The organism is Gelidibacter algens (assembly GCF_001678675.1).
GTDB lineage: Bacteria > Bacteroidota > Bacteroidia > Flavobacteriales > Flavobacteriaceae > Gelidibacter > Gelidibacter algens.
Window position 1 is genome coordinate 1 of the sequence record NZ_LZRN01000033.1, and the last position, 26454, is coordinate 26454.

General features: G+C 37.0%; 40 protein-coding genes. 5 read left to right on the plus strand and 35 right to left on the minus strand.

All coding sequences use genetic code 11. From position 1 onward, the window contains the following. Positions 1–67 precede the first annotated feature (67 nt). The 4 genes from A9996_RS13965 to A9996_RS13980 all read left to right on the plus strand — a co-directional run bounded on the left by A9996_RS13965 (position 68) and on the right by A9996_RS13980 (position 2479). Positions 68–673 carry an LUD domain-containing protein gene (locus tag A9996_RS13965; RefSeq protein WP_066436274.1) on the plus strand — a complete coding sequence of 202 codons (606 nt, stop codon included), beginning with the start codon at positions 68–70 and terminating at the stop codon, positions 671–673. Positions 674–751: 78 nt separating this feature from the next. Then, positions 752–1573 carry a phosphatidate cytidylyltransferase gene (locus A9996_RS13970; protein ID WP_066436277.1) on the plus strand — a complete coding sequence of 274 codons (822 nt, stop codon included), beginning with the start codon at positions 752–754 and terminating at the stop codon, positions 1571–1573. After that, entirely contained in the window at positions 1563–2216 is a 654-nt protein-coding gene (locus A9996_RS13975) for a phosphatidylserine decarboxylase family protein (protein ID WP_066436284.1), read from the plus strand. The genes A9996_RS13970 and A9996_RS13975 overlap by 11 nt, the downstream gene beginning before the upstream one ends. Next, positions 2213–2479, plus strand: coding sequence for an acyl-CoA-binding protein (locus A9996_RS13980; RefSeq protein WP_066436286.1), 267 nt, complete (start codon positions 2213–2215; stop codon positions 2477–2479). Before A9996_RS13975 ends, A9996_RS13980 begins: the two co-directional genes overlap by 4 nt. A 556-nt stretch (positions 2480–3035) precedes the next feature. On the opposite strand, the gene A9996_RS13985 is transcribed toward A9996_RS13980, so the two are convergent. Then, complete coding sequence (locus A9996_RS13985; protein ID WP_066436288.1) at positions 3036–3950, minus strand: dimethylarginine dimethylaminohydrolase family protein; 915 nt, start codon at positions 3948–3950, stop codon at positions 3036–3038. 65 nt (positions 3951–4015) lie between these two features. Continuing rightward, a complete protein-coding gene (locus A9996_RS13990) occupies positions 4016–5302 on the minus strand; it encodes a citrate synthase (protein ID WP_066436289.1) in 1287 nt (428 codons plus the stop codon). 242 nt (positions 5303–5544) lie between these two features. Between A9996_RS13990 and A9996_RS13995 the strand changes: the two genes are divergently transcribed. Continuing rightward, positions 5545–6297 (plus strand): DUF481 domain-containing protein, encoded by a 753-nt coding sequence (locus A9996_RS13995; RefSeq protein ID WP_066436292.1) that lies wholly within the window; start codon positions 5545–5547, stop codon positions 6295–6297. A 9-nt stretch (positions 6298–6306) separates the two neighbouring features. Here A9996_RS13995 and eno read toward each other — a convergent pair whose 3' ends face one another. The 33 genes from eno to rpsG form a co-directional block, all read right to left on the minus strand. Beyond that, positions 6307–7599, minus strand: a complete 1293-nt coding sequence (gene eno / locus A9996_RS14000) for a phosphopyruvate hydratase (RefSeq protein WP_066436295.1) — start codon at positions 7597–7599, stop codon at positions 6307–6309. A 208-nt stretch (positions 7600–7807) separates the two neighbouring features. Further along, a complete protein-coding gene (gene carA, locus A9996_RS14005; RefSeq protein WP_066436297.1) occupies positions 7808–8911 on the minus strand; it encodes a glutamine-hydrolyzing carbamoyl-phosphate synthase small subunit in 1104 nt (367 codons plus the stop codon). A 194-nt stretch (positions 8912–9105) separates the two neighbouring features. After that, positions 9106–9630, minus strand: a complete 525-nt coding sequence (gene rplQ, locus A9996_RS14010) for a 50S ribosomal protein L17 (RefSeq protein WP_066436299.1) — start codon at positions 9628–9630, stop codon at positions 9106–9108. A gap of 131 nt (positions 9631–9761) precedes the next feature. Then, positions 9762–10754: a DNA-directed RNA polymerase subunit alpha gene (locus A9996_RS14015; RefSeq protein ID WP_066436302.1), complete on the minus strand. Its 993-nt coding sequence runs from the start codon at positions 10752–10754 to the stop codon at positions 9762–9764. 95 nt (positions 10755–10849) lie between these two features. Continuing rightward, positions 10850–11455 (minus strand): 30S ribosomal protein S4, encoded by a 606-nt coding sequence (gene rpsD, locus A9996_RS14020; protein ID WP_066436304.1) that lies wholly within the window; start codon positions 11453–11455, stop codon positions 10850–10852. 175 nt (positions 11456–11630) lie between these two features. After that, positions 11631–12020 (minus strand): 30S ribosomal protein S11, encoded by a 390-nt coding sequence (gene rpsK / locus A9996_RS14025; RefSeq protein WP_066436307.1) that lies wholly within the window; start codon positions 12018–12020, stop codon positions 11631–11633. Between the two features lie 106 nt (positions 12021–12126). Then, positions 12127–12501, minus strand: a complete 375-nt coding sequence (gene rpsM / locus A9996_RS14030) for a 30S ribosomal protein S13 (RefSeq protein WP_066436309.1) — start codon at positions 12499–12501, stop codon at positions 12127–12129. A 2-nt stretch (positions 12502–12503) separates the two neighbouring features. Next, entirely contained in the window at positions 12504–12620 is a 117-nt protein-coding gene (gene ykgO, locus A9996_RS19675) for a type B 50S ribosomal protein L36 (RefSeq protein ID WP_008269159.1), read from the minus strand. 57 nt (positions 12621–12677) lie between these two features. Next, entirely contained in the window at positions 12678–12893 is a 216-nt protein-coding gene (infA, locus tag A9996_RS14035; RefSeq protein ID WP_027126052.1) for a translation initiation factor IF-1, read from the minus strand. 7 nt (positions 12894–12900) lie between these two features. After that, positions 12901–14247 (minus strand): preprotein translocase subunit SecY, encoded by a 1347-nt coding sequence (gene secY / locus A9996_RS14040; protein ID WP_066436315.1) that lies wholly within the window; start codon positions 14245–14247, stop codon positions 12901–12903. A 13-nt stretch (positions 14248–14260) separates the two neighbouring features. Further along, the gene (gene rplO / locus A9996_RS14045; RefSeq protein WP_066436319.1) at positions 14261–14713 is read right to left on the minus strand and encodes a 50S ribosomal protein L15; all 453 of its coding nucleotides are present in this window, start codon (positions 14711–14713) and stop codon (positions 14261–14263) included. A gap of 12 nt (positions 14714–14725) precedes the next feature. Beyond that, positions 14726–14908: a 50S ribosomal protein L30 gene (gene rpmD, locus A9996_RS14050; RefSeq protein ID WP_066436325.1), complete on the minus strand. Its 183-nt coding sequence runs from the start codon at positions 14906–14908 to the stop codon at positions 14726–14728. Between the two features lie 11 nt (positions 14909–14919). After that, positions 14920–15444: a 30S ribosomal protein S5 gene (rpsE, locus tag A9996_RS14055; protein ID WP_066436326.1), complete on the minus strand. Its 525-nt coding sequence runs from the start codon at positions 15442–15444 to the stop codon at positions 14920–14922. A gap of 6 nt (positions 15445–15450) precedes the next feature. Beyond that, on the minus strand, positions 15451–15807 hold the full coding sequence (rplR, locus tag A9996_RS14060) for a 50S ribosomal protein L18 (protein WP_066436329.1): 357 nt from the start codon (positions 15805–15807) through the stop codon (positions 15451–15453). Between the two features lie 10 nt (positions 15808–15817). Continuing rightward, positions 15818–16360 (minus strand): 50S ribosomal protein L6, encoded by a 543-nt coding sequence (rplF, locus tag A9996_RS14065; protein WP_066436337.1) that lies wholly within the window; start codon positions 16358–16360, stop codon positions 15818–15820. 12 nt (positions 16361–16372) lie between these two features. Further along, positions 16373–16771, minus strand: a complete 399-nt coding sequence (gene rpsH, locus A9996_RS14070) for a 30S ribosomal protein S8 (RefSeq protein WP_066436339.1) — start codon at positions 16769–16771, stop codon at positions 16373–16375. Positions 16772–16905: 134 nt separating this feature from the next. After that, the gene (gene rpsN, locus A9996_RS14075; RefSeq protein ID WP_027126044.1) at positions 16906–17175 is read right to left on the minus strand and encodes a 30S ribosomal protein S14; all 270 of its coding nucleotides are present in this window, start codon (positions 17173–17175) and stop codon (positions 16906–16908) included. 3 nt (positions 17176–17178) lie between these two features. Continuing rightward, positions 17179–17730 carry a 50S ribosomal protein L5 gene (rplE, locus tag A9996_RS14080; protein WP_066436341.1) on the minus strand — a complete coding sequence of 184 codons (552 nt, stop codon included), beginning with the start codon at positions 17728–17730 and terminating at the stop codon, positions 17179–17181. A gap of 2 nt (positions 17731–17732) precedes the next feature. Beyond that, positions 17733–18047, minus strand: coding sequence for a 50S ribosomal protein L24 (gene rplX, locus A9996_RS14085; RefSeq protein WP_066436344.1), 315 nt, complete (start codon positions 18045–18047; stop codon positions 17733–17735). A gap of 50 nt (positions 18048–18097) precedes the next feature. Further along, entirely contained in the window at positions 18098–18466 is a 369-nt protein-coding gene (gene rplN, locus A9996_RS14090) for a 50S ribosomal protein L14 (RefSeq protein ID WP_027126041.1), read from the minus strand. A 2-nt stretch (positions 18467–18468) separates the two neighbouring features. Continuing rightward, positions 18469–18726 carry a 30S ribosomal protein S17 gene (gene rpsQ, locus A9996_RS14095; protein ID WP_066436347.1) on the minus strand — a complete coding sequence of 86 codons (258 nt, stop codon included), beginning with the start codon at positions 18724–18726 and terminating at the stop codon, positions 18469–18471. An 18-nt stretch (positions 18727–18744) separates the two neighbouring features. Next, the gene (gene rpmC, locus A9996_RS14100; protein WP_066436349.1) at positions 18745–18936 is read right to left on the minus strand and encodes a 50S ribosomal protein L29; all 192 of its coding nucleotides are present in this window, start codon (positions 18934–18936) and stop codon (positions 18745–18747) included. A 12-nt stretch (positions 18937–18948) separates the two neighbouring features. Then, on the minus strand, positions 18949–19374 hold the full coding sequence (gene rplP / locus A9996_RS14105) for a 50S ribosomal protein L16 (protein WP_066436352.1): 426 nt from the start codon (positions 19372–19374) through the stop codon (positions 18949–18951). A gap of 19 nt (positions 19375–19393) precedes the next feature. Further along, positions 19394–20128: a 30S ribosomal protein S3 gene (gene rpsC / locus A9996_RS14110; protein WP_066436355.1), complete on the minus strand. Its 735-nt coding sequence runs from the start codon at positions 20126–20128 to the stop codon at positions 19394–19396. An 8-nt stretch (positions 20129–20136) separates the two neighbouring features. After that, positions 20137–20544, minus strand: a complete 408-nt coding sequence (gene rplV / locus A9996_RS14115) for a 50S ribosomal protein L22 (protein ID WP_027126036.1) — start codon at positions 20542–20544, stop codon at positions 20137–20139. 8 nt (positions 20545–20552) lie between these two features. Then, complete coding sequence (gene rpsS, locus A9996_RS14120; RefSeq protein ID WP_066436357.1) at positions 20553–20831, minus strand: 30S ribosomal protein S19; 279 nt, start codon at positions 20829–20831, stop codon at positions 20553–20555. 10 nt (positions 20832–20841) lie between these two features. Next, entirely contained in the window at positions 20842–21669 is an 828-nt protein-coding gene (gene rplB / locus A9996_RS14125; RefSeq protein WP_066436360.1) for a 50S ribosomal protein L2, read from the minus strand. Between the two features lie 10 nt (positions 21670–21679). Then, complete coding sequence (gene rplW / locus A9996_RS14130; protein ID WP_066436363.1) at positions 21680–21970, minus strand: 50S ribosomal protein L23; 291 nt, start codon at positions 21968–21970, stop codon at positions 21680–21682. 6 nt (positions 21971–21976) lie between these two features. Then, the gene (gene rplD, locus A9996_RS14135) at positions 21977–22606 is read right to left on the minus strand and encodes a 50S ribosomal protein L4 (protein ID WP_066436366.1); all 630 of its coding nucleotides are present in this window, start codon (positions 22604–22606) and stop codon (positions 21977–21979) included. Further along, positions 22606–23223, minus strand: coding sequence for a 50S ribosomal protein L3 (gene rplC / locus A9996_RS14140; protein ID WP_066436438.1), 618 nt, complete (start codon positions 23221–23223; stop codon positions 22606–22608). Before rplC ends, rplD begins: the two co-directional genes overlap by 1 nt. A gap of 273 nt (positions 23224–23496) precedes the next feature. Then, positions 23497–23802: a 30S ribosomal protein S10 gene (gene rpsJ / locus A9996_RS14145; protein WP_066436369.1), complete on the minus strand. Its 306-nt coding sequence runs from the start codon at positions 23800–23802 to the stop codon at positions 23497–23499. Positions 23803–23813: 11 nt separating this feature from the next. Beyond that, positions 23814–25940, minus strand: a complete 2127-nt coding sequence (gene fusA, locus A9996_RS14150; protein WP_066436370.1) for an elongation factor G — start codon at positions 25938–25940, stop codon at positions 23814–23816. A gap of 6 nt (positions 25941–25946) precedes the next feature. Further along, positions 25947–26423 carry a 30S ribosomal protein S7 gene (rpsG, locus tag A9996_RS14155; protein ID WP_066436373.1) on the minus strand — a complete coding sequence of 159 codons (477 nt, stop codon included), beginning with the start codon at positions 26421–26423 and terminating at the stop codon, positions 25947–25949. Between the last annotated feature and the right edge of the window lie 31 nt (positions 26424–26454).

Sequence of the window (26454 nt, forward strand, 5' to 3'; positions counted from 1 at the left end):
ATGTTAATTTAAGTTTTTTTATATTTGAGGTAACCATTAGTAAAATCAGGTTAATAGCAACCCTTACATGAGTCTATTTCGTAAAATTTTCGGCCTAAAAAACACGCCAGAAGATAACATAAAAAGCGAAGAGAGAGGCAAATATATGCCTGAAATCAAGTTGCCTATAGACGAAAAATTCACTATAAATTTCAAGGCCAACGGTGGGAAGTTTCTGTATTGTGAGAATATGGAAGAAATTTACAAATCCTTAAATAATATTCTTCAAGAAAACAATTGGGAGGACAAAAATGTATTTTTATTTGATTCCAAGCTTAATGACCTGTTCAAGGATTTTAACCTCAAAGCCACAAAAAAGTCATCAGAAAGTGAATACTTCTTTTCTACATGTGAGTATTTAATTGCAGATGACGGTTCTTTATTGATTTCTTCAAACCAGATAGCGGAGAAAAAACTGAGAGATTTGCCTCCAAATTTCATTATCTATGCCACAACAAGCCAGTTTGTTGAAAATATTGGAGAAGGATTGAGAGGCATTAAAAATAAGAACAGAAATAAAATTCCTACCAATATTACAACCATTAAACATTTTAAGACTTTAGAAGATAAAGACTTTCTTACTTATGGAAGTAGCTCAAAAAACCTATATTTGCTGCTGCTAGAAGATCTATAATGAAATTTTTTACGTTTTTTATATTCAAAAGTTTATTTATAATGTGCCATCTATCATTCATAACAACCTAAAATGTAGATGAAAGAACTTAGCACAAGGGCCGTTTCTGGCGCCATCTATATCTCATTGCTTATACTGTCAATTTATTGGCAATACGTTCTGGTGTTGCTCTTTCTAATCTTTGGACTTATTTGTATGGCCGAGTTTAAAAAACTCATCCAATTAGAAAGTAAAGCTCCATATATCGTCTTTACATTGATGTATCTTGGTTTTAGTGTTTGGTGCATTATCCCAGAAACGGATGCCGGATTTAATGAAGCCATCAAAATACTGCATGTCATTACCATTTTTGTCCAGTTATTCTTGATCAAGGATTTGTTTTCAGAAAAAACTATTCCGCTGTTTGAGTCCAAGCGCTTTATATTGACTACCTTTTATTTGACTAGTGCGTTTATATTTTTAATACTGATTGCCAATAACAATAAAGAGTTTACACCTCTATTATTATTGGGTGTGTTTGTACTGATCTGGGTCAATGACACAGGTGCCTATATTGTAGGAAAGAATTTTGGGAGACAAAAACTGTTTCCGAGTGTCTCTCCAAAGAAAACTGTTGAAGGCTTTTTGGGCGGTTTGTTTTTTGCCTGTATTGCCAGTTATTTCATTGCTTGGCTCACCGGCACATTAGATTTTACAAATTGGTTAATATTGAGTATTATTGCAAGCGTTTTTGGTACTTTAGGTGACTTGATAGAGTCTAAGTTCAAAAGACAAGCCGATGTTAAAGACAGTGGTGTGATTATGCCAGGACATGGCGGTTTGTTAGATCGGTTAGATAGTATTATTTTTGCAGCACCATTTTTATATTTATTTTTAAGATTGTTCCCCTATGTTTCATAAAGAAGGCCATAAAATAGTCATGATTTCTATTGCTCTAGTAGTAATTGCCATCATGAGCATTGATTACTTTGTCACATTATCGTGGTTAAGAACCACGTTAATGCTAATTATTGTTGCATTTTTTATCATTATCCTTCAGTTTTTTAGAAACCCAAAACGTATAGGCGCCCTTCATGACCAGCATGTTTTATCGCCAGTTGACGGAAAAGTTGTGGTGATTGAAGAAGTTTTTGAGAAAGAATTTTTTAAAGACAAGCGCCTACAGGTGTCTGTTTTTATGTCGCCTATTAACGTACATGTCACACGCTACCCAATTGGTGGTAAGGTTATTTTTAGCAAGTATCATCCCGGGAAATTTTTGGTAGCGTGGCATCCAAAATCGAGTGAGGAAAATGAACGTACCACTGTTGTAGTTGAAAATAATACCTTCGGACAGGTTTTGTACCGTCAAATTGCCGGTGCTTTGGCCAAACGTATTATCAATTATGCCAAAGTAGACGCTAAGGTGCAACAAGGCGCAGACTCAGGATTTATTAAATTTGGATCACGAGTTGATTTATTTTTACCATTAGATTCAGATATAAAAGTGGCGCTCAATCAGAAAGTAAAAGGTGGTGTTACTGTGATTGCCGAAACAAAATGACTTCAAATAGCTTAGATATTGAATTTGAAGAGGCTGTAGAGCGCATCAACAGCTATGGTGAACCTTTCCCTGCCGATTTGTTACTTCGTCTTTATGCGTATTACAAAAAGGCCACTAATGACTATTCAACCCCGAGAGGAAAAAAACCAATGATCAATGCTTTTAAAACCAATGCGCTATTTCAAGTAAGCAGTGTCTCACCTGATGAGGCCAAACGTATTTATATTGATTTGGTAAACAACTATTTTTTGTATGGGAAGTAATAAGTCTGGGATCATAAGAGTAGAAGTTGTTAAAACTCAGCTTATCTTGTATTAATTACAGCTAACTCATTAACCATTGATATGACATCTACAAGAATTTTTAAAAGGGATTATATTTTAGTGCTTTTAATGAGTGTAATGTATTTTTTCACAATAAAAAATATAATTCCACCTTTTGTCAACCTAATTATTGCTCTAATGGTGAGCATTTATTTTTTTCCCATAAAATTAATTTATAGGAAATGACTTTGTAAAATTCCCCATTAAAAAGAAAATTCTGGTTGCACTTTCATATTACATCGTTAGTAATGTAATTGCACTTACAGCTCTAGCTGCGTACATGGATGACTGGGTATTTCTTCACACCGCAATTTTTATTTATGGGCTTACAAATCTAGCCTTCTTATTTTATTTCTATTTTACCGAAAATGTGAGCTACAATTTTCTATTGACATGTTGTGCAACTATTTTGATTTCTGCTGCAAGTAGTCTCTAAATCTTGACTCAAACCCATAAAAAACTGGAATAAATATTCTTTCTTACCCCAGATCTTTATTTAATCCCTTATCAAAGGCATCGTACTACAACGCAACAAGCCTTCTTGCTTTGAGATTTCTGCGTAAGGCACTTCTTCCACCGTAAAACCATTAGTGCGAAGCCATGTATTTAAACGTGTAAAATTCCGTTCTGAAATCACAACATCTTCTGATATGGAAAACACGTTACTGTTCATATGGTACATCTCCTCACGGGTGATGTGAAAGAGGTTTTCGTTTCCAAATAAATTGACCAAGTACATATAGTCACTTTCTTCCCTAAAACCACTCTTATAAATAATCCCTTTATTTTTTCCTACAGGTTGAAAACAACAATCTAGATGCAGCGCATTATCCCGTGGTTCAATTCTTGATTTCACGAGATCAAATTCCTTAACGATTTTATTGGGGAACAACTCTTTGATGTAAGCAACACCTTCAATATTAGTGCGCGCTGTAATATAATCTTTATAATCACCGCCTTTATAGGTGCCTATAAAAATATGGTCATTCCAGAGCATCACATCACCACCTTCAATATGGACTTCTTCTGGAGGACGGATCACTTTTTCTGGGTTGATTTGATCAATAACATATTGAATGGCATCCAATTCTTTTTCTCTATCAGGTAAGATATTGGCCTTAACGAAAATATCATCAATAACAAAAGCGATATCTCTTGTAAAAATTTGATTATAGTCAGCAACTTGTTCAGGCCGGTAGACCTTTACATCATATTTTTCAAAAACTTTGGCCACAGCTTCCATTTCTTTCACCATATCTGTTTCTACAGGATACGTGCCCGCTTTGATATGCTCTAAAGATTTTGGATCATAGGCCTCTTCCATCTTAGGCGTTGGTCCATTACTAATAGCTGTTCCCAAAACGACAGCTCTCAACCGAGAAGTTTCGTTTTTAATATTTAATTTTAGCATGCTCTAAAGTATAAAAAAAAGCCCCATCTATAAAAATGAAGCTTTTTAGCATTAATAGTTTTATTCTAACGTTTATCTATCGCTCTAAATGACCTTAAGGTTTCACCAACATAAACTTGTCTCGGTCTTCCTATTGGTTCTTTATTTAATCTCATTTCACGCCATTGTGCAATCCAACCTGGTAAACGGCCTAATGCAAACATTACGGTAAACATATCCGTTGGGATGCCCATCGCTCTGTAGATGATTCCTGAATAGAAATCAACATTGGGATACAGCTTACGATCTACGAAATAAGGATCTTGTAAAGCCTCTTTTTCTAAAGCTTTGGCAATCTCCAAAATCTTGTCCTCAACACCCAAGTCGTTCAATACTTCATCAGCTGCTTTTTTGATGATTTTAGCTCTTGGATCAAAGTTTTTGTAAACACGATGTCCAAAGCCCATCAATCGGAACGGATCCTCTTTATCTTTAGCTTTTGCCATGTATTTGTCAGTGTCTCCACCATCAGCATTAATACTTTCCAACATTTCCAACACGGCTTGATTGGCCCCACCGTGAAGTGGTCCCCAAAGTGCGGAAATACCTGTAGAAAGTGATGCGAACAAACCAACATGAGATGAGCCTGCAATTCTTACCGTAGAGGTAGAACAGTTTTGCTCATGATCAGCATGAAGGATCAATAATTTGTCTAATGCATTTAAGACAATTGGATTCATTTTATAATCCTCATTAGGTTGTTTGAACATCATTTTCAAAATGTTCTCTACATAACCCAAATTTTTATCGCCATAATCTAATGGCAATCCGTTTTTCTTACGGAAGGTCCAAGCTACCAAAACAGGAAATTTACCTAAAATTTTTACGATGGCTTTATACATATCTTCTTCAGAATTGACATTGACTGAAGACGGGTTGAAAGCTGTTAATGCACTCGTAAGCGATGCAAGAACACCCATTGGATGTGCAGATTTTGGAAATGCATCTACTATTTTTCGAATATCTTCATCCACAACTGATTGTGCCTTGATATCTGAATGGAACTTTTGCAATTGCTCAGTAGTTGGCAATTCACCAAAAATAAGCAAGAAGGCTACTTCAAGAAAATCGGCCTTTTCGGCTAATTCTTCAATGGAATATCCTCGGTATCTCAAGATTCCCTTTTCCCCGTCCAAAAATGTAATGGCACTCTCACAAGAACCTGTGTTTTTGTAACCTGGGTCTAGTGTAATAACACTATCTGTAGTACTTCTTAAACTGCTGATATCAATGGCAACTTCTTTCTCAGTTCCCACAACCAATGGGAATTCGTATTTTTTACCGTTTATTTCTAACGTAGCTTTATCTGACATATGTATTTGTAAGTTTATTTTGAATTTGTGTTTCTGAAAAGATAATCACGAATTTACAAAATTTATCACAATTTCTAAAGCACCTTAACAAGCATTTTAACACTTTTTAAATTTGCAAAATCTATTTAAAACAACCGCTCAAAGGCCTCTTTTCACATAAGTTTTTTAATTTTGTCCTTAAATTAATTTCATTCTTCTTATGGAATGTTAAAACTCAATTATTTAAATTTGAATTTCTTTTCATGAAACAAATTATTTTTTTGTTTTTCTTACTCATATATGGTTATGCCCAATCACAAGTCATTAACGTTGAAACCTTACGGAAGAAAACGGATTCCGCAAAATGGACGGGGTCTGTGAGTTTAGACGCCAGCTTGATCAAAAACAAAAATAGCATCTTCAAGATTGCCAATACAGCTGATGTGCAGTATAACAATAAAAAGGAGCTATGGCTTTTCATAAATGACCTGAAGTTTGAAAAAGCAGCGGGAGAATCTTTCGTCAATAAAGGCACCCAACACTTGCGCTACAACCATAGCGTAACGGAAACCATAAAAATGGAAGCCTTTGTACAAGCCCAATATGATGCTATATCAGAAATAGATTTCAGGGGATTGATTGGCACGGGACCACGTTTTAAACTATCCTCCAACGAAGATTATCGTTTTTATTTGGGGACGCTTATCATGTATGAGTATGAACAAGCTTCAGAAGTTGAAGACAACAAAACCCGTAAAGATATCCGAGGAAGTGCGTATGTCTCTTTCAGTATTTATCCTACAGAAAGTATTGGAATCATCAGCACCAGCTATTACCAACCACGGGTGGATGCCTTAAAAGATTACCGACTTTCTAGCACCACAAGCATCTTATTCAAAATTTGGGAGAACCTTGCCTTCAAAACCACCTTCATCTACAATTTTGATGCTTATCCCGTGATTACAATACCAAAAGCCCAATACGAATTAACGAATGGGCTTTTATTTACGTTTTAAACCTTAAGTTTATTTTAGTTTAAAGGCTTTGTCTTGTGGAAAGTAGGCTACATTCTCCAATTCTTCCTCAATACGCAACAATTGGTTGTATTTGGCCATACGATCACTACGCGATGCTGAACCCGTTTTAATTTGACCGGTGTTTAAAGCCACTGCCAAATCAGCAATAGTGTTATCTTCCGTTTCACCTGAACGATGAGACATTACCGACGTGTAGCCTGCATTATGTGCCATGTTTACAGCAGCAATAGTTTCAGTCAAGGTTCCAATTTGGTTCACTTTGATCAAAATTGAATTGGCAATGCCATTTTCAATACCTCTTGACAAACGTTCTACATTGGTCACAAACAAATCGTCACCCACCAACTGAACTTTATGACCAATCTTTTCTGTTAGATATTTCCAACCTTCCCAATCGTTTTCATCCATCCCATCTTCAATAGAGATGATTGGATATTTAGAGGCCAATTCAGCCAAATAATCGGCTTGTTCTATACTTGATCTTATTTTTCCTGAAGTGCCTTCAAATTTGGTATAATCATACTTGCCATCCACATAAAATTCTGCGGCAGCGCAATCTAAAGCAATCATAACATCGTCTCCTAACGTGTAACCCGCTTTGTCAACTGCTTTTTTGATGGTATCCAAAGCATCTTCCGTACCACCTTCCAGAGTTGGTGCAAATCCGCCTTCATCACCTACAGCTGTACTCAAACCTCTATCGTGCAATACACTTTTTAGATTATGAAAAATTTCAGTCCCCATCTGCATGGCATGCGTAAAACTTTTAGCCTTGACAGGCATAATCATAAACTCCTGGAATGCAATAGGCGCGTCAGAATGTGAGCCACCATTAATGATGTTCATCATAGGTACTGGAAGTGTATTGGCTGAAACACCGCCAACATACCTATATAATGGCATGCCTAACTCTCCTGCTGCTGCTTTGGCAACTGCCAGGGAAACTCCCAGAATAGCATTGGCACCCAATTTTGATTTGTTTTTGGTACCGTCCAGATCAATCATCATCTGGTCTACTTTATTTTGTTCGAACACCGAAGTCCCCAAAAGTTCCTGAGCAATTACGGTATTGACATTTTCAACAGCATTCAAGACACCTTTGCCCATGTATGCTTTGCCACCATCTCTCAGCTCCACAGCTTCATGTTCTCCTGTTGAGGCTCCTGAAGGTACCGCAGCGCGTCCCATGATTCCGTTTTCTGTTACGACATCTACTTCTACTGTTGGATTACCACGTGAATCAAAAATTTGTCTTGCATGAATGTTGATGATGATGCTCATTGTGTTCTATTATTTAGTGTTATTGTTTATTTGATATGATGAGACACCGAAAAACCGAAGCCAATCTGTGCCGCCATGTTATTGCTAATTTACGAAATAGTTGCCCCAAAGTCCCAACACGCTTTGAGAATTCCATTTAAAATAAGCGATAATGATTGCGCTATAAGAAAACCTCAAAAAATCTGACGTTTTTTTGTAGGTTTTAGTACTATTTGTTTTGAATATTTTCTATAAATTGATCAAACAAGTAAGACGCATCATGCGGACCCGGACTTGCTTCGGGATGGTATTGTACCGAGAAACAATTTTTCGACTTCATGCGCATTCCTGCCACTGTATGATCGTTTAAGTGTGTGTGTGTAATTTCAACATCTGGATGTTGTTCCGTTTCTTCCTTATTGATAGAGAACCCGTGGTTTTGAGAGGTAATTTCCCCTTTTCCAGTCAGCAAATTCATTACTGGATGGTTGATCCCTCTATGGCCATTGTGCATTTTATAGGTTGAAATGCCATTGGCCAAACCAATTATTTGATGTCCAAGACAGATCCCAAAGAGCGGCAAGTTGCGCTTGATAATTTCTTGCGCCAAAGAAATGGCGTTTTCTAAAGGTTCTGGATCTCCAGGTCCGTTAGAAAGAAAAAATCCATCAGGTTCAAAAGCATTCATTTCTTCAAAGGTAGCATCATATGGAAACACCTTGATATACGCATCTCTTTTGGCCAAATTTCTAAGAATATTTTTCTTGATGCCCAAATCGAGTGCTGCAATGCGATAGGTGGCATTTTCATCACCTGCAAAATAGGGCTCCTTGGTACTGACTTTTGATGCCAATTCAAGACCGTTCATATCAGGCACTTCAGCCAACTGTTTCTTCAATCCTTCAATATTTTCCACTTCCGTTGAAATGACCGCATTCATGGCGCCATTTTCTCTTATATAAGTTACAAGCGCTCGCGTATCAACATCTGAGATGGCCAAAAGATTATTCTTTTCAAAAAACTCTTCAAGAGAGGCATCAGCTGCAGGTCTGGAATAATTATAGCTAAAATTTTTGCAAATTAAGCCTGCAATCTTAATAGAATCAGATTCCACTTCTTCTGCATGCGTTCCATAGTTACCAATATGTGCATTGGTCGCGACCATTAATTGTCCGTAATATGAAGGATCTGTAAAAATCTCTTGATACCCAGTGGTTCCCGTATTAAAACAAACTTCTCCAAAGGCTGAACCTTGTTTACCTACTGATTTACCGTGGAAAATAGTGCCATCTGAAAGTAGAATGATGGCCTTTTGTCTTTTGTTGTATTTCATCTGATTAGTTTTGTTTTTTCATAAGATCTGATTTAACACCCCATTGTTTATTCGGCTGAACCAAAGCTCCTAAAGGTTGTTGCATACTGCTTAATGAGATTCCTGCCTACGCCGGAATGAATTTCGCAAAATTGCATAAAAAAAAGGATAAACTAAAACGTTTATCCTTTTTATATTTATAAATGTAAAACCATTTATTCTTCTTCCTCGTTGGTTGCTTTCTTATCAACTACTGGTGCAGCAGCAGCAGCAGCAGTACCGGCAGCGGCAGTTGCAACAGTTGCGTCAGTAGCATCAGATTTTTTAGAACGACCTCTACGAGTTGTTTTTTTCTTAGGCTGCTTGTCAACATTGTAAATTTCGTTGAAATCAACTAATTCGATCATTGCCATATCAGCGTTATCACCTAAACGATTTCCTAATCTGATGATACGTGTGTATCCTCCTGGACGATCGCCAACTTTTGGTGCAACATCTCTAAACAATTCAGCTACCGCTTCTTTCTGTCTCAATCTGGCATACACAATTCGTCTGTTATGTGTAGTATCTTCTTTTGACTTTGTAATCATTGGCTCAACAAATTGCTTTAAAGCTTTCGCTTTTGCAACTGTAGTGTTGATACGCTTATGCTCAATTAGAGAACAAGCCATGTTTGCCAACATTGATTTTCTGTGTGCGGTTTTACGACCTAAATGGTTTATTTTTTTTCCGTGTCTCATGACATTTTAAATTTGACATCATCTTGCTTCTATATCCATCCGGAGAGCAAATTATGAGTCGTTAATAATCTTTATTTTGAAAAAATCAGAACTTGTCAATCGTAAATCTAAAATCTACAATCGTAAATACTCTAATCTTTATCTAATTTGTATTTGCTTAAATCCATTCCGAAGTTCAAACCTTTAACGTTTACTAGTTCTTCTAGTTCTGTTAATGACTTTTTACCGAAGTTTCTGAATTTCATTAAATCATTTTTATTGAAAGACACCAAGTCTCCTAAGGTATCAACCTCTGCAGCTTTTAAACAATTAAGTGCACGTACGGAAAGATCCATATCAACCAATTTGGTCTTCAATAGTTGTCTCATGTGAAGTGATTCTTCATCATAAGTCTCAGTTTGTGCAATTTCATCAGCTTCTAATGTGATACGCTCATCAGAGAATAACATGAAATGGTGGATTAAAATCTTGGCCGCTTCAGTTAACGCATCTTTAGGATTGATTGAACCATCAGTGATGATTTCAAAAACCAGTTTCTCGTAATCTGTTTTTTGCTCAACACGGAAGTTTTCAATACTGTACTTCACATTTTTTATTGGCGTATAAATTGAATCTGTAAAGATAGTGCCAATTGGTGCAGAAGCTTTTTTGTTTTCTTCAGCAGGAACATATCCTCTACCCTTTTCAATAGTCAACTCCATATTAATGCTCACTTTGGAATCTAAATTACAGATTACCAAATCTTTGTTAAGCACTTGAAATCCTGAGATGAACTTTTGGAAATCACCAGCAGTAATTTGGTCTTGTCCTGAGATAGAAATGGTAACAGTTTCGTTATCGATTTCATCAATTTGACGCTTAAAGTTAACTTGCTTTAAGTTCAATATAATTTCAGTAACATCTTCCACTACGCCAGCTATTGTAGAAAATTCGTGATCAACACCTTCAATTCTAACAGATGTAATAGCAAATCCTTCCAAAGAAGACAACAAAACTCTTCTTAAAGCATTACCTACAGTTAATCCATAGCCAGGTTCTAAAGGTCTGAATTCAAACTTTCCTTCAAAAGGAGTTGAATCAATCATGATGACTTTGTCGGGCTTCTGAAAATTTAATATTGCCATATAATTCTTCGTTTTAATTGTTATTTAGTTGCGCGGTATATAAGTTTGAAGAAGACCAATAAACCCTTTGGCTAAATACCAATATGATTAATTTATTATTTAGAGTATAATTCAACGATAAATTGTTCGTTGATATTTTCTGGAATTTGAACTCTCGCAGGAATTGAAACATAAGTTCCTTGTTTAGTTTCGCTGTTCCATGTCATCCACTCATAAACGTTGTTAGAGTTAGACAATGAATTTTGAATAGCGTCAAGAGATTTAGATTTTTCTCTAACGGCAACAACATCACCCGCTTTTAACTGGTAAGAAGGAATGTTCACGATTTCTCCATTGACGGTAATGTGTCTGTGAGAAACCAATTGACGTGCACCACTTCGTGATGGAGACAATCCTAATCTGAAAACCACATTATCTAAACGTGACTCACACAATTGTAACAATACTTCACCAGTAATTCCTTTGGCAGCAGTTGCTTTTTTAAACATGTTTCTGAATTGCTTCTCTAATATACCGTAAGTATATTTTGCTTTTTGCTTCTCCATTAACTGGATAGCGTATTCAGATTTTTTTCCACGACGCTTGTTTGCACCGTGTTGACCTGGAGGATAGTTTCTTTTCTCGAAAGCTTTATCATCTCCAAAAATAGCTTCACCGAATTTTCGGGCTATTTTAGTTTTAGGACCAGTATATCTTGCCATTTCTTAATTAAATTATGAGAGTGTTTATGAATTAAGGTCTTAATCTTATCCTTCGATAAACGTTGATCTCCCGTTAATACTTGTTTGTTAATTTTTTTCAGTTTGCAAATTTACACATAAAAAATTAATATCAACCATTTAAAACAGTTGATATTAATTCTATACGTTTTGTAAATTATACACGTCTACGTTTTGGAGGACGACATCCATTATGTGGCAATGGCGTAACATCAATAATTTCTGTTACTTCAATACCTGCATTATGGATAGAACGGATAGCAGATTCTCTACCGTTACCTGGTCCTTTAACATATACTTTCACTTTTTTCAGTCCTGCTTCTTTTGCTACACCAGCAGCATCTTCAGCGGCCATTTGGGCAGCATACGGAGTGTTCTTTTTAGAACCTCTAAAGCCCATCTTACCAGCTGATGACCAAGAAACGACATCACCTTTTTTGTTTGTCAAAGAAATAATGATATTGTTGAATGAAGCCGCAATGTGTGCTTCTCCATTAGCTTCAACAATAACTTTACGTTTTTTAACCTTTGTACTTGACTTTGCCATAATTTTTAGTTTCTAGTTGTTAGCTTTTAGTTGTTAGAATCCTAGACTTTTACATTTCAGACAGATTCATCTAACGCTCTAATTACTAATGACTAATGTCTTGTTATTATTTAGTTGCCTTTTTCTTGTTAGCAACAGTTTTTCTTCTACCTTTTCTCGTTCTAGAGTTGTTTTTAGTACGTTGTCCTCTTAATGGAAGTCCAGCTCTATGACGAATACCTCTGTAACATCCAATATCCATTAAACGTTTGATGCTTAATTGGATTTCTGAACGCAACTCACCTTCAATAGTAAAAGCACCTACAGCCTCACGAATATTACTTATTTCGTCATCTGTCCAGTCTTGAACTTTTGTGTTTTCATCAACTTTAGCCTGTGCTAAAATTTCTTTTGCTCTGCTTGCACCTATCCCGTAGATGTAAGTTAGGGAGATTACTCCTCTTTTCTGTTTTGGTATATCAACACCTGCAATTCTTGCCATAATTAACCTTGTCTTTGTTTGAATCTAGGATTCTTTTTGTTAATGACGTAAAGTCTACCTTTTCTGCGCACTAGTTTACAGTCGGCGCTTCTTTTTTTAACTGATGCTCTAACTTTCATCTGTTTTTTTGTTATTAGTTTTATACTGATAGATAAAATCTTTTGACTTTACCCTAATTAGTACCTATAAGTTATGCGAGCCTTAGACAAATCATAAGGACTCATTTCTAATTTTACTTTGTCTCCTGGTAATAATTTAATGTAGTGCATGCGCATTTTACCAGAAATGTGCGCTGTTACAATGTGTCCATTCTCTAATTCAACACGGAACATGGCATTGGATAATGCCTCAATAATTGATCCGTCTTGTTCTATTGCTGCTTGTTTTGCCATAATAATATTAAGCTACTGCTTTTCTATTTTTCCCGGTTTTCATTAAGCCATCATAGTGTTTGTTCAACAAGTATGAATTGACCTGCTGCATGGTATCAATTGCCACACCTACCATAATCAGTAACGATGTACCTCCAAAAAACAATGCCCAACCTGGCTGTACGCCCATCAATTGAACTACAACCGCTGGGAACACAGCAATCATTGCCAAAAAGATAGATCCTGGTAAGGTTATTTGAGACATAATTCTGTCTAAATACTCCGAAGTTTCAGTTCCTGGTCTAATGCCTGGTATGAAACCACCACTACGTTTTAAATCATCTGCCATCTTATTGGTTGGTACTGTAATAGCGGTGTAGAAGTACGTAAACACGATTATCAACAACGCAAACACTACATTATACCAAAGACCAAAAATATCAGCAAAATTAGTCTGTAACCATTGTCCAACGGCACCTTCACCTAAACCTTTACCAATTAACGTTGGTACAAACATAATTGCTTGAGCAAAGATGATAGGCATTACACCAGAGGCATTTAACTTTAAAGGTAAAAATTGTCTTGATCCAAACACATTCTTTTCGTAACCACCAGAAGCAGTGCGTCGTGCATATTGCACAGCAATCTTACGGACACCCATGACTAACATGATTGATAGTAAGATAATCACAAACCAAATGACCAATTCAATAAGCACCATCATTAAACCACCGTTTCCACCACCTTCTAATCTAGAAGCATAGTTTTGAATAAAAGATACTGGCATACGGGCAATAATACCCACCATGATCAACAGTGAAATACCATTACCGATACCTTTATCTGTAATCTTTTCACCCAACCACATTGCAAATACAGTTCCTGTTACCAATATAATTACTGAAGACACATAAAACATAGTTCCTGTACCCAATAAAAATGCTGATGATGGAATACCTAAAGCTGGTAAACTTGCCAAATATCCTGGTGCTTGCACCAAACAGATACCAATAGTCAACCAACGCGTGATTTGGTTTATCTTTTTACGTCCACTCTCACCATCCTTCTGTAACTTTTGAAGGTAAGGAATTGCAATACCCATTAATTGTACCACAATGGAAGCGGAGATGTAAGGCATGATCCCTAAAGCAAATACTGAAGCGTTTGCAAAAGCACCGCCGGTGAAAGCATTAAGAAGTCCTAGAATACCTTGATCTGTGTTATCAGCCAAAGCACCTAATTGACTTGCGTCAATACCTGGTAAAACCACTTGAGCACCAAAACGATAAACTAAAAGAAGACCAAGCGTAAGCATGATTCTATCCTTCAGTTCTGTTATTTTCCAAACATTTTTTAAAGTCTCTATAAATTTCATCCTCTAAACGGTCTTATAAAGTTACGGCTTCTCCTCCTGCGGCTTCAATAGCAGCTTTTGCTGAAGCAGTAAATTTATGAGCAGTCACTTTTAGTTTTGATTTCAATTCGCCACGACCTAAGATTTTAACAAGATCATTCTTGTTAACAATGCCTAGCTCTAATAACGTCACAAAATCAACAGTATCCTTAATGACTTGATCATCTACCAATTCTTGTAATTTATCAAGATTGACACCTTGATACTCTACACGATTGATATTTGTAAATCCAAACTTAGGCACACGTCTTTGAAGTGGCATTTGCCCACCTTCAAATCCTACTTTCTTAGAATACCCTGAACGTGACTTAGCTCCTTTGTGACCACGAGTTGCGGTACCACCTTTTCCAGAACCTTGTCCACGACCTATTCTTTTGCCTTGATTTTTAACTGACCCTTCAGCCGGTTTTAAATTACTTAAATCCATTATTCTGCTGTATTATTTTGTTCCTTCTACAGAAACTAAATGTTGAACTTTATTAATCATTCCAAGGATACTTGGCGTGTCATCATGCTCAACAACCTGATTCATTTTACGCAAGCCTAGAGATTCTAATATTCTCTTTTGAGTTTGCGTACGGTTGATAGCACTTTTTACTTTTTTCACTTTAATCTTTGCCATTATTCTATAGATTAACCGTTAAATACTTTTTGAAGTGTAATTCCTCTGTCTTTCGCCACAGATCCTGCATCTCTTAATTGCAACAAAGCATCAAAAGTTGCTTTTACTACGTTGTGAGGATTTGAAGAGCCTTGAGATTTTGACAATACATCATGTACTCCAACAGCCTCTAAAACCGTTCTAACAGCACCACCGGCTATAACTCCAGTTCCTTCAGCAGCTGGAATGATATTTACTCTTGCACCACCATACTTACCTTTTTGCTCGTGTGGCAATGTTTTTTTAAGAATTGGAATTCTTACTAAGTTTTTCTTAGCGTCTTCAATGCCTTTGGCAATTGCAGTTGCAACATCTTTAGATTTCCCTAAACCATGTCCTACAACACCCGCTTCATCTCCAACTACTACAATAGCAGAAAAACCGAATGCTCTACCACCTTTAGTAACTTTAGTAACCCTTTGTACACCTATAAGATGATCTTTAAGGTCTAAACCACTTGGCTTTACTAATTCTACGTTTTTATATTTTTGATACATAATGTCTTAAAATTTTAGTCCTGCTTCTCTAGCACCATCTGCTAATGATTTTACTCTACCGTGATATTGATACCCACCTCTGTCAAAAGAAATGGTCTCAACGCCAGCTTTCAAAGCTCTTTCACCAACAGCTTTACCAACCAAGGTTGCAATATCTGTTTTGGTGCCTTTGGTAGAACTAATGTCTTTGTCTCTTGAAGATGCAGCACTAATAGTTTTACCAGTAACATCGTCAATAATTTGAGCATAAATTTCTTTATTGCTTCTAAATACAGCTAAACGAGGTCTTGCTTCTGTTCCAGAAACAACCTTACGGATCCTGCTTTTTATTCTTAATCTTTTTTGATTTTTTGTCAATGCCATAACTAAACGATTATGCTGATTTACCTGCTTTTCTTCTTAATACTTCTCCTACAAACTTAACTCCTTTTCCTTTGTAAGGCTCTGGTTTTCTATAGCCGCGAATCTTCGCTGCAACCTGTCCTACCAATTGTTTGTCATGTGAAGTTAGCTTTATGACTGGATTCTTTCCTTTTTCAGAAATCGTTTCCACTTTAACTTCAGGAGCGATGTCCATCACGATATTGTGGGAAAACCCTAAAGCCAAATCTAATTTTTGTCCTTGGTTTGAAGCTCTATAACCTACACCAACCAATTCTAATTGTTTGGTCCAGCCTTGAGACACTCCTTCTACCATATTTTTTACCAATGATCTGTATAGACCGTGGTTAGTTCTTGCTTCTTTACTATCTGATGGGCGTGCCACTGACACTTCACCATCTCCTACAGTAATTTCAACGCTTTCAAATTTTTGACTCAGTTCACCTAACTTACCTTTTACGGTAACTACGTTATCTTTGACGTCTATTGTAACCCCTTGTGGGATTGCTACTGGATTATTTCCTATTCTTGACATATCTCTCCTTTTTTAGTAAACGTAGCACAATAATTCACCACCAACATTTTCTCTATGCGCTTGCTTTCCTGTCATTACCCCGTGAGAAGTAGAAACAATTGCAATTCCAAGCCCGTTAAGGATTCTTGGCATCTCGCTAGAGCTTGCGTATTTACGTAAACCTGGTTTACTTAATCTCTGAATTTTTCTGATTACAGGCTCTTTAGTCTCTTTGTTGTACTTAAGGGCTATCTTGATAGTGCCTTGTACTGAAGAGTCATCAAACTTGTAACTTAAAATATATCCTTGGTCGAATAATATTTTAGTAATTTCTTTTTTTAGATTAGATGCAGGGATCTCAACAACTCTGTGGTTGGCCTTTACTGCATTTCTAACTCGTGTTAGATAATCTGCGATTGGATCTGTATTCATTTACATTAAATTGCGGACGTGGTTTTTGGTTCTCCCCAAACCTATGTCCAGTTCATACTTTTTGTTGCATCCTCTTACTTCTGTATGAAAATGTAATGAATCACATTTCATACGAGACGCAAGGTATTGCGTTTTTACCAGGATGCTTTTCTAACTCCTGGGATCAAGCCTTGGTTTGCCATTTCGCGCAACATAACACGAGAGATTCCAAAGATACGTACGTATCCTCTTGGTCTTCCGGTTAATTTACAACGGTTGTGCAAACGTACTGGTGATGCATTTCTTGGTAATTTTTGTAATGCTTCGTAATCTCCAGCCTCTTTCAAAGCTTTACGTTTGTCAGCATACTTATCCACCATTTTTTGTCTTTTCACCTCACGGGCTTTCATTGATTCTTTAGCCATATCTTAGTTCTTTTGAAAAGGTAAACCTAATTCTGTTAATAGCGATTTTGCTTCTTTATCTGTAGCAGCCGAAGTGACAAAGGTAATATCCATTCCTGAAATATTGTTCACTTTATCAATATCAATTTCCGGAAAGATAATTTGTTCAACAATACCTAAGTTGTAATTACCTCTACCGTCAAAGCCTTTGGCTTTAATACCGTTAAAATCTCTTACACGTGGTAAAGCTGAAGTTACCAAACGGTCTAAGAACTCATACATTTGCTCACCGCGTAATGTAACTCTTGCACCAATTGGCATACCTTTACGTAACTTGAACGTTGCGATATCTTTTTTAGACAACGTAGCTACGGCTTTTTGACCAGAAATTTTGGTCAACTCATCCACAGCATGGTCTACTAATTTCTTATCGGCAACTGCAGCACCTACACCCTTAGATATTACTATCTTTTGAAGTTTAGGAACTTGCATTACGTTGTTATATCCGAATTCTTCTGTAAGAGCAGAAACTATTTTGTCCTTGTACTCTTGTTTTAATCTTGGAATATAAGCCATAACTAAATTACTTCATTTGATTTTTTAGAAAATCTCACTTTTTTATCGCCTTCCATTCTATACCCAATACGTGTTGTTTCACCCTTTTTATTCAAAAGTGACAGGTTGGAAATATGAATAGGCGCTTCTTTCTCTACAATGCCACCTTGAGGACTTTGTGCACTTGGTTTAGTATGTTTCTTAACCATGTTCACACCTTCAATGATTGCTTTGTTTTTATCTTTTAAGATCTTTACAACCTTACCTTCAGTACCTTTATGGTCTCCAGCAATTACTTGTACTGTATCTCCCGATTTTATTTTAAACTTTGTCGTCATCTTTATTTTATTTTGCAACTTTAGCTGTTGAAACGCAATAGGCTGCGTTTTTACAGCACTTCAGGTGCCAATGATACAATTTTCATGAATTGTTTATCACGAAGTTCTCTTGCAACAGGTCCAAAAACACGGGTGCCTCTCATTTCTCCTTGCGGATTTAAAAGGACACAGGCGTTGTCATCAAATCTGATATAAGATCCATCAGGACGTCTTACTTCCTTTTTGGTACGTACAACCACAGCTGTAGAAACAGCTCCCTTTTTGATGTTACCGTTAGGCGTTGCATCTTTTACAGAAACAACTATCTTGTCACCTACAGAAGCATATCTTCTTTTAGTACCACCTAGAACACGGATAGTCAATACTTCCTTAGCTCCAGTGTTATCAGCTACTTTTAATCTTGATTCTTGTTGTAACATAATTACTTGGCTCTTTCAATTATTTCTACTAATCTCCAACATTTAGATTTACTTAAAGGTCGTGTTTCCATGATCTTTACTGTATCTCCAATGTTACAGTCGTTTGTTTCATCGTGTGCAACGTATTTTTTCGTTTTTAACACGAATTTTCCATACATAGGGTGCTTTACTTTCTTAACTTCAGAAACCACGATTGATTTCATCATTTTGTTACTTGTAACAATCCCTATACGTTCTTTTCTTAAATTTCTTTTTTCCATCTTTCCGCGGAATACAAATTATTGTACTTCTCTTTTAGTTAATTCGGTTGCAATTCTTGCTACAGAACGTCTTACGTTGCGTAATTGAATTGGATTTTCTAAAGGAGAGATAGCGTGAGCCATTTTCAGGTCAGCATAACTCTTTTTAGTTTCACCTAACTTATCTTGTAATTCAGCTGTAGAAAGCTGTTTAATTTCTGATTGCTTCATAATATCTATATGTTAAGCTTGGTAATCTCTAGCGATTAAGAATTTGGTTTTTACAGGCAATTTTTGAGCCGCCAAACGTAATGCTTCTTTTGCAACGTCTAATGGCACACCACCTACTTCAAACATAATTCTACCTGGTTTTACTACAGCTACCCAATATTCTACAGCACCCTTACCTTTACCCATACGTACTTCAAGAGGTTTCTTGGTGATAGGCTTGTCTGGAAATACTTTGATCCAAAGTTGCCCTTCTCTTTTCATAAAACGTGTAGCTGCAATACGAGCTGCCTCAATTTGACGAGATGTTAAAAACATTCCCGTTTCGTGTACCGATTTTATACCGAACATTCCATTTGAAAGTTCGTGTCCTCTACCGGAATTTCCTTTCATGCGGCCTTTTTGCTGCTTACGGAATTTTGTCTTTCTAGGTTGTAACATTTTTCTTTTCCTTTAAAAATTACTTTCTACGGCGAGGCTTATTAGCGTTCCCACCACGTCTTGGCGCATCAGATCCTCCTTTGCCTCCTTGTTTTTTGGATAAACCAACCAACGGCGAAAGGTCTCTTTTACCATACACTTCACCCTTCATGATCCACACTTTAACACCCAATCTACCATAAGTAGTATGTGCCTCAACTAAAGCATAGTCAATATCGGCTCTAAACGTCGATAATGGAATTCTTCCTTCTTTGTAGTGCTCAGAACGTGCCATTTCAGCACCGTTTAAACGACCACTAATTTGAATCTTGATACCTTCAGCGTTCATTCGCATTGTTGCAGCAATAGCCATTTTGATGGCACGTCTGTAAGAAATACGATTCTCGATTTGACGAGCAACGCTAGATGCGACTAAAAATGCATCCAATTCTGGTCTCTTGATCTCGAAGATGTTCAATTGAACTTCCTTATCTGTAATTTTCTTAAGCTCTTCTTTTAACTTGTCTACCTCTTGACCGCCTTTCCCAATAATGATACCAGGTCTTGCAGTGGTGATAGTAACGGTTACAAGTTTAAGCGTACGCTCAATAATTACTCTCGACACACTTGCTTTAGATAAACGAGCGTGAACATATTTTCTAATCTTATCGTCTTCAGCAAGTTTATCTCCATAATCTTTACCACCATACCAGTTAGATTCCCATCCTCTGATAATTCCTAAACGATTTCCGATTGGATTTGTCTTTTGTCCCATATCTCTATTTAAGCTTGTGTGTTATTGTTAGCTCCAATAACCACAGTAACGTGGTTGGAACGTTTTCTTATTCTGTGTGCACGACCTTGAGGTGCTGGACGTAATCTTTTCAACATTGCGCCACCATCTACTCTGATCTCTTTTACGAATAAGTCAGCATCTTCAATGCTTGCATCTTCGTTTTTTGCTTGCCAATTGGCAATTGCTGAAAGCACCAACTTCTCTAAACGACGAGATGCTTCTTTAGGGCTAAATCTTAAGATATTAAGAGCCATTTCAGCTTTTTGTCCTCTAACCAAATCCGCAACCAAGCGCATTTTTCTAGGTGATGTAGGACAGTTATTAAGCTTTGCAAAAGCGATGTGCTTCTTTTCTTCCTTAATAGCGTCTGCCATTTGTTTTTTACGACTTCCCATAGCTCTACTTATTTTTTACCTTTATTTTTAGCACCGGAATGACCTCTAAAAGATCGTGTTGGTGAAAATTCTCCTAATTTGTGACCTACCATATTTTCAGTTACATAAACTGGTACAAATTGACGACCATTGTGAACAGCTATTGTCTGTCCAACAAAATCAGGTGAAATCATAGAGGCTCTAGACCACGTTTTGATTACCGTTTTTTTGTTTGAAGCAACATTCTCTTCAACTTTTTTACTCAATTTATAATGGATGTAAGGTCCTTTTTTTAATGAACGTGCCATATTATCTCAATTATTTCTTTCTACGTTCTACAATATATTTATTACTCGCTTTTGTTTTAGAACGGGTTCTATAACCTTTTGCAGGTATACCATTTCTAGAACGTGGGTGACCACCTGAAGATTTACCTTCACCACCACCCATTGGGTGATCGACAGGGTTCATCACTACTGGTCTTGTACGTGGACGTCTTCCTAACCATCTTGATCTACCAGCTTTACCGGATACGGTCAATTGGTGATCAGAGTTAGATACAACCCCAATAGTCGCCATACATTCTACAAGTATTAAACGTGTTTCACCAGAAGGCAATTTCACGGATGCAAATTTGCCATCTCTCGCCATTAATTGAGCGAATGCACCAGCACTTCTTGCCATGATAGCTCCTTGACCAGGACGCAACTCAATACATGAGATGATAGTACCTAATGGCACTTGAGCCAAGGTCATTGAATTTCCAATTTCTGGAGCCACACCTTCTGTACCAGAAACTACACTCTGTCCAACTTGTAAACCGTTTGGAGCAATAATGTAACGTTTTTCACCATCCTGATAATTCAATAGAGCGATAAATGCTGTTCTGTTTGGATCGTACTCAATAGACGCAACCTCAGCTGGAATACCAGTTTTGTTACGTTTGAAATCGATGATACGATACTTTCTTTTATGACCACCACCAATATAGCGCATGGTCATTTTTCCTTGACTGTTTCTACCACCAGATCGCTTGTTCGGAACGAGTAAACTCTTTTCCGGCTTATCAGTAGTAATGGCGTCAAATCCATTTACTACTCTAAATCGCTGCGCTGATGTGATCGGTTTTAATTTTCTTACTGACATTTGTCTTTAATTACATGTTAGTGTATAAATCAATAGATTCACCTTCCGCCAGTTGTACAATTGCTTTTTTGACAGCATTTGTTTTACCATTCTGAATACCAGTCTTTGTGTGACGGGTTTTTCTATCTGGACGGACATTTATAGTACGAACTTTTTCAACGGAAACGCCATAAGCAGCTTCCACCGCTTTTTTTATTTCAACCTTGTTCGCCTTCGTATTCACTTGGAAGCTATAGCAGTTGTTCAACTCGCTATTAGCTGTCGCTTTTTCAGTGATTATAGGTTTAATTAAGATGCTCATGTTTCCTTATTTACTTAAATTCGATTCAATTCCTTCTAAAGAACTCTCTAAAAGAACTAATTTATTTGCGTTTAAAATCTTGTAAGTGCTTAATTCTGAGTTCATTATAACATCAGAACCCTTTAAATTACGTGACGACAAATATACATTATTATTTGTAGCACCCAACACAAACAAAGATTTTTTATTCTCAACACCCAACGCTTTCAAGACGTTAGTGAAGTTTTTGGTTTTTGGAGAATCAAAATTAAAGTCTTCCATAACCACAATTGCTGAGTCATTAGCTTTCATTGTCAAGGCTGATTTACGTGCTAAACGTTTAACGCCTTTGTTCAATTTAAAACTATAGTTTCTTGGTCTTGGACCAAACATACGTCCACCTCCTTTAAAGATACCAGATTTGATACTTCCTGCACGTGCAGTACCGGTACCTTTTTGTTTCTTGATCTTACGTGTACTTCCTGAGATTTCTGCTCTTTCCTTACTCTTATGAGTTCCTTGACGTTGGTTAGCAAGATATTGCTTAACATCTAAGTAAACTGCATGGTTATTAGGCTCAATAGCAAACACATCTGCAGAAAGTTCAACCTCTCTACCTGTGTTTTTTCCGTTTATATCTACAACTGCTACTTTCATTATTTCTGAATAATTACATAAGAGTTTTTATGACCAGGAACACATCCTTTAACCACCAATAAGTTCTTTTCAGGAACTACTTTGTAAACTCTTAAATTTTCAACATTCACTCTTTCGCCGCCCATTCTTCCGGCCATTTTCATTCCTTTAAATACTCTTGCAGGATATGAAGCGGCACCAATAGAACCTGGAGCTCTTAAACGGTTATGTTGACCATGCGTAGCTTGACCAACTCCAGCAAAACCATGACGTTTTACAACCCCTTGAAATCCTTTTCCTTTAGATGTACCAGCAATATCCACAAATTCACCCTCGATGAAATGTGCTACAGTGATGGCATCACCTAATTTGTAATCTTCTCCAAATCCTTGGAATTCAACGACTTTTCTTTTAACAGAAGTACCGGCTTTCTTGGCATGACCTGCCTCAGCTTTAGTGGAACTTTTCTCTGTCTTGTCATCGAAACCAAGTTGAAGAGCACTATACCCGTCAACCTCTTCGGTTCTGACTTGGGTGACGATACATGGACCTGCTTCAATAACGGTACACGGAATATTCTTTCCGTTCTCGTCGTAGATACTGGTCATACCGATTTTTTTTCCAATTAACCCAGACATAAATATTAATTTGTTTGTTATGGACAATTCACGACTTGTCCGCTTTTGTTTTTTTACAGGCAATTCGCGACTTACCTACACTATTTAAAATATTCAGGGCCGAAAATACTTCAGCCCTGAATGTATTTTTACCGTTTTTCCTTAACCATCGTTAAGGACATGTTGGACAGACGCAAGATATTGCGTCTTTGTGAGATGCAAGATATCGCCTCCCTATGAGACGCAATATCTTGCGCAGACGCAATATTTTGCGCAGACGCAATATTTTGCGCTCTATACCTTGATTTCTACTTCTACACCACTTGGCAACTCAAGCTTCATCAAAGCATCAATAGTTTTTGATGAAGAACTATAGATATCCAAAAGTCTTTTGTAAGAACTTAATTGGAACTGCTCTCTAGCTTTCTTGTTAACGTGTGGAGAACGTAAAACCGTAAAGATTTTTTTATTTGTTGGTAAAGGGATCGGACCAGTTACAACTGCGCCAGTACTTTTTACCGTTTTAACAATCTTGTCCGCAGATTTGTCCACCAACATATGATCGTAAGATTTTAGTTTTATTCTGATTTTTTGACTCATTTTCTTAAAATTTAAGCTTCAACGCCTTTAGCTGCCTTAATTACTTCTTCAGATATATTAGAAGGTGTTTCAGCATAATGTGAAAATTCCATAGTTGATGTTGCACGACCTGAAGACAACGTTCTTAATGTGGTAACATAACCAAACATTTCTGATAACGGCACTGTAGCCTTTACTGTTTTTGCTCCAGCTCTGTCACCCATATCACTCATTTGTCCTCTACGACGGTTAAGGTCACCAACAATATCACCCATGTTTTCTTCTGGTGTGATCACCTCAATTTTCATAATTGGCTCCATGATAACAGCTTTGGCCGCTTTTGCAGCATTTTTAAATCCAATTTTAGCCGCTAATTCAAATGATAAAGCATCAGAATCCACGTCATGGTAAGAACCATCCGTCAATGTTACTTTCATAGCATCAACTTCATATCCAGCCAATGGACCATTAACCATAGCCATTTTAAAGCCTTTTTCAATTGAAGGAATAAATTCCTTAGGAACGTTACCACCTTTAATTGCGGAAACGAACTCTAAACCAATTTTACCTTCCTCAGCTGGTTCCAATGTAAATTGGATGTCAGCAAATTTACCACGACCACCAGATTGTTTTTTGTAAACTTCCCTATGTTGTGCTGCTCTAGTGATAGATTCTTTATATTCTACTTGTGGTGCACCTTGATTGACTTCAACTTTGAACTCACGACGTAAACGATCTACAATGATATCCAAGTGAAGCTCTCCCATTCCAGAAATGATAGTCTGTCCTGAAGCTTCATCTGTACGCGCTGTAAACGTAGGATCTTCCTCTGCCAACTTGGACAAAGCCATACCTAGTTTATCAACATCTGCTTTTGTTTTAGGCTCAACCGCAATACCAATAACAGGATCAGGGAAGTTCATAGATTCTAAAACAATCGGATGTTTTTCGTCAGACATGGTATCACCAGTCTTGATGTCTTTAAACCCAACTGCCGCTCCAATATCACCTGCCTCAATAAAATCGATAGCATTTTGTTTATTAGCATGCATTTGATAGATACGTGAAATACGCTCTTTTTTTGCTGAACGGTTGTTCAAGATATAAGAACCTGCGTCCAAACGTCCTGAATAAACTCTAAAGAATGCCAAACGACCAACAAAAGGATCCGTTGCAATCTTAAATGCCAATGCAGCAAAAGGCTCATTAACATCTGGCTTACGTCTTTCTTCTTTGTCTGTATCTGGGTTATACCCTATAACACTTTCTCTATCCATTGGAGAAGGTAAGTATCTACAAACAGCATCCAATAAAAATTGAACACCTTTATTTTTGAACGAAGAACCACAAATCATAGGTATGATAGCCATATCCATAACGGCAGCTCTTAATGCAGTGTGAATTTCATCTTCAGTGATCGATTCTTCATCTTCCATGAATTTTTCAAGAAGATTTTCATCATAACTTGCTACTTCCTCGATCAATTTTGCTCTGTATTCTTTGGCTTCAGCTTTTAATTCTTCAGGAATTTCAACGATATCGAAAGTTGCTCCTAAAGTATCTTCATGCCATATAATAGCACGATTTTTCACTAAATCAACGACACCTTTGAAATCGATTTCATCGCCAATAGGCAAAACAATAGGCACTGCATTAGAACCTAACATTTCTTTTACCTGCTTGTTGACCATCATAAAGTCAGAACCTTGACGGTCCATTTTATTTACGAAACCAATTCTTGGCACTTTGTAATTATCAGCCAATCTCCAGTTAGTTTCTGATTGAGGCTCAACACCATCAACAGCACTAAACAAGAATACCAATCCATCCAATACACGTAATGAACGGTTTACTTCAACCGTAAAATCAACGTGGCCTGGAGTATCAATAATATTGAAATGATAATCTTTAGACTCAGGTGTTGGCTCTCCATTCAAACGAGGAAAAACCCACTCACAAGTTGTAGCGGCAGACGTAATTGTAATACCTCTTTCCTGTTCTTGCTCCATCCAGTCCATTGTTGCTGCACCGTCATGAACCTCACCAATTTTGTGAGACACACCGGTATAGAACAAAATACGTTCTGTGGTCGTTGTTTTTCCTGCGTCAATATGCGCAGCAATACCTATATTTCTTGTATATCTTAAATCTCTTGCCATCTTAAATTAAAATCTAAAGTGTGAGAATGCTTTATTGGCTTCTGCCATTTTATGTGTATCCAAACGCTTCTTAACCGCAGCACCTTCTTCTTTGGCAGCAGCCAAAATTTCAGCAGCAAGTTTTGCCGGCATGGATTTTTCATTTCTTTTACGTGAGTAGCTGATCAACCATTTCATGGCTGTAGATACTTTACGGTCTGGACGAATTTGCATTGGGATTTGGAAGGTTGCACCTCCAACACGACGACTACGTACTTCTACGTGAGGCATTACGTTAGATAAAGCATCTTTCCATGTTTCCAAGGCTGATTTTTCTTCATCAGTTTTCTTTGATTCAACAATGTCAATAGCATCATAGAATACTTTAAAAGCTACGGACTTCTTTCCATCCCACATCATCATGTTAACGAAACGAGTTACTAACTGATCGTTGAAACGTGGATCTGGTAAAAGCGGTCTCTTTTTTGCTGCTCTTTTTCTCATGTCTTCTTTTTGAGTTAATTGTTATTGGCCA

Bases quoted from the DNA above. Each gene is read 5' to 3' on its own strand.
- fusA (WP_066436370.1), bottom strand. From the start codon at position 25,940: ATGGCAAGAGATTTAAGATATACAAGAAATATAGGTATTGCTGCGCAT.
- A9996_RS13975 (WP_066436284.1), top strand. From the start codon at position 1,563: ATGTTTCATAAAGAAGGCCATAAAATAGTCATGATTTCTATTGCTCTA.
- rpsG (WP_066436373.1), bottom strand. From the start codon at position 26,423: ATGAGAAAAAGAGCAGCAAAAAAGAGACCGCTTTTACCAGATCCACGT.
- rpsH (WP_066436339.1), bottom strand. From the start codon at position 16,771: ATGAATACAGATCCAATCGCAGATTATCTAACACGAGTTAGAAATGCA.
- rplC (WP_066436438.1), bottom strand. From the start codon at position 23,223: ATGTCTGGGTTAATTGGAAAAAAAATCGGTATGACCAGTATCTACGAC.
- A9996_RS13985 (WP_066436288.1), bottom strand. From the start codon at position 3,950: ATGCTAAAATTAAATATTAAAAACGAAACTTCTCGGTTGAGAGCTGTC.
- rpsE (WP_066436326.1), bottom strand. From the start codon at position 15,444: ATGTATCAAAAATATAAAAACGTAGAATTAGTAAAGCCAAGTGGTTTA.
- rplF (WP_066436337.1), bottom strand. From the start codon at position 16,360: ATGTCAAGAATAGGAAATAATCCAGTAGCAATCCCACAAGGGGTTACA.
- A9996_RS13970 (WP_066436277.1), top strand. From the start codon at position 752: ATGAAAGAACTTAGCACAAGGGCCGTTTCTGGCGCCATCTATATCTCA.
- infA (WP_027126052.1), bottom strand. From the start codon at position 12,893: ATGGCAAAACAAGCAGCAATAGAACAAGACGGATCAATTATTGAGGCA.
- rplN (WP_027126041.1), bottom strand. From the start codon at position 18,466: ATGTTACAACAAGAATCAAGATTAAAAGTAGCTGATAACACTGGAGCT.
- rplW (WP_066436363.1), bottom strand. From the start codon at position 21,970: ATGAGCATCTTAATTAAACCTATAATCACTGAAAAAGCGACAGCTAAT.
- rpsS (WP_066436357.1), bottom strand. From the start codon at position 20,831: ATGGCACGTTCATTAAAAAAAGGACCTTACATCCATTATAAATTGAGT.
- A9996_RS14015 (WP_066436302.1), bottom strand. From the start codon at position 10,754: ATGGCAATATTAAATTTTCAGAAGCCCGACAAAGTCATCATGATTGAT.
- rpsC (WP_066436355.1), bottom strand. From the start codon at position 20,128: ATGGGACAAAAGACAAATCCAATCGGAAATCGTTTAGGAATTATCAGA.
- rplD (WP_066436366.1), bottom strand. From the start codon at position 22,606: ATGAAAGTAGCAGTTGTAGATATAAACGGAAAAAACACAGGTAGAGAG.
- rpsJ (WP_066436369.1), bottom strand. From the start codon at position 23,802: ATGAGTCAAAAAATCAGAATAAAACTAAAATCTTACGATCATATGTTG.
- rpsN (WP_027126044.1), bottom strand. From the start codon at position 17,175: ATGGCTAAAGAATCAATGAAAGCCCGTGAGGTGAAAAGACAAAAAATG.
- rpsM (WP_066436309.1), bottom strand. From the start codon at position 12,501: ATGGCAAGAATTGCAGGTGTTGATATACCAAAACAGAAAAGAGGAGTA.
- rpsK (WP_066436307.1), bottom strand. From the start codon at position 12,020: ATGGCAAAGTCAAGTACAAAGGTTAAAAAACGTAAAGTTATTGTTGAA.
- rpmC (WP_066436349.1), bottom strand. From the start codon at position 18,936: ATGAAGCAATCAGAAATTAAACAGCTTTCTACAGCTGAATTACAAGAT.
- rplQ (WP_066436299.1), bottom strand. From the start codon at position 9,630: ATGAGACACGGAAAAAAAATAAACCATTTAGGTCGTAAAACCGCACAC.
- rplO (WP_066436319.1), bottom strand. From the start codon at position 14,713: ATGGATTTAAGTAATTTAAAACCGGCTGAAGGGTCAGTTAAAAATCAA.
- rplV (WP_027126036.1), bottom strand. From the start codon at position 20,544: ATGGGAAGTCGTAAAAAACAAATGGCAGACGCTATTAAGGAAGAAAAG.
- carA (WP_066436297.1), bottom strand. From the start codon at position 8,911: ATGAAATACAACAAAAGACAAAAGGCCATCATTCTACTTTCAGATGGC.
- rplB (WP_066436360.1), bottom strand. From the start codon at position 21,669: ATGTCAGTAAGAAAATTAAAACCGATCACATCAGCGCAGCGATTTAGA.
- rplP (WP_066436352.1), bottom strand. From the start codon at position 19,374: ATGTTACAACCTAGAAAGACAAAATTCCGTAAGCAGCAAAAAGGCCGC.
- secY (WP_066436315.1), bottom strand. From the start codon at position 14,247: ATGAAATTTATAGAGACTTTAAAAAATGTTTGGAAAATAACAGAACTG.
- A9996_RS13990 (WP_066436289.1), bottom strand. From the start codon at position 5,302: ATGTCAGATAAAGCTACGTTAGAAATAAACGGTAAAAAATACGAATTC.
- rplE (WP_066436341.1), bottom strand. From the start codon at position 17,730: ATGGCTTATATTCCAAGATTAAAACAAGAGTACAAGGACAAAATAGTT.
- A9996_RS13995 (WP_066436292.1), top strand. From the start codon at position 5,545: ATGAAACAAATTATTTTTTTGTTTTTCTTACTCATATATGGTTATGCC.
- rpsD (WP_066436304.1), bottom strand. From the start codon at position 11,455: ATGGCAAGATATACTGGTCCTAAAACTAAAATAGCCCGAAAATTCGGT.
- A9996_RS13980 (WP_066436286.1), top strand. From the start codon at position 2,213: ATGACTTCAAATAGCTTAGATATTGAATTTGAAGAGGCTGTAGAGCGC.
- rpsQ (WP_066436347.1), bottom strand. From the start codon at position 18,726: ATGGAAAAAAGAAATTTAAGAAAAGAACGTATAGGGATTGTTACAAGT.
- rpmD (WP_066436325.1), bottom strand. From the start codon at position 14,908: ATGGCAAAGATTAAAGTGAAAAAAGTAAAAAGTGCTATCAACCGTACG.
- A9996_RS13965 (WP_066436274.1), top strand. From the start codon at position 68: ATGAGTCTATTTCGTAAAATTTTCGGCCTAAAAAACACGCCAGAAGAT.
- rplR (WP_066436329.1), bottom strand. From the start codon at position 15,807: ATGGCATTGACAAAAAATCAAAAAAGATTAAGAATAAAAAGCAGGATC.
- rplX (WP_066436344.1), bottom strand. From the start codon at position 18,047: ATGACGACAAAGTTTAAAATAAAATCGGGAGATACAGTACAAGTAATT.
- eno (WP_066436295.1), bottom strand. From the start codon at position 7,599: ATGAGCATCATCATCAACATTCATGCAAGACAAATTTTTGATTCACGT.
- ykgO (WP_008269159.1), bottom strand. From the start codon at position 12,620: ATGAAAGTTAGAGCATCAGTTAAAAAAAGAAGCGCCGACTGTAAACTA.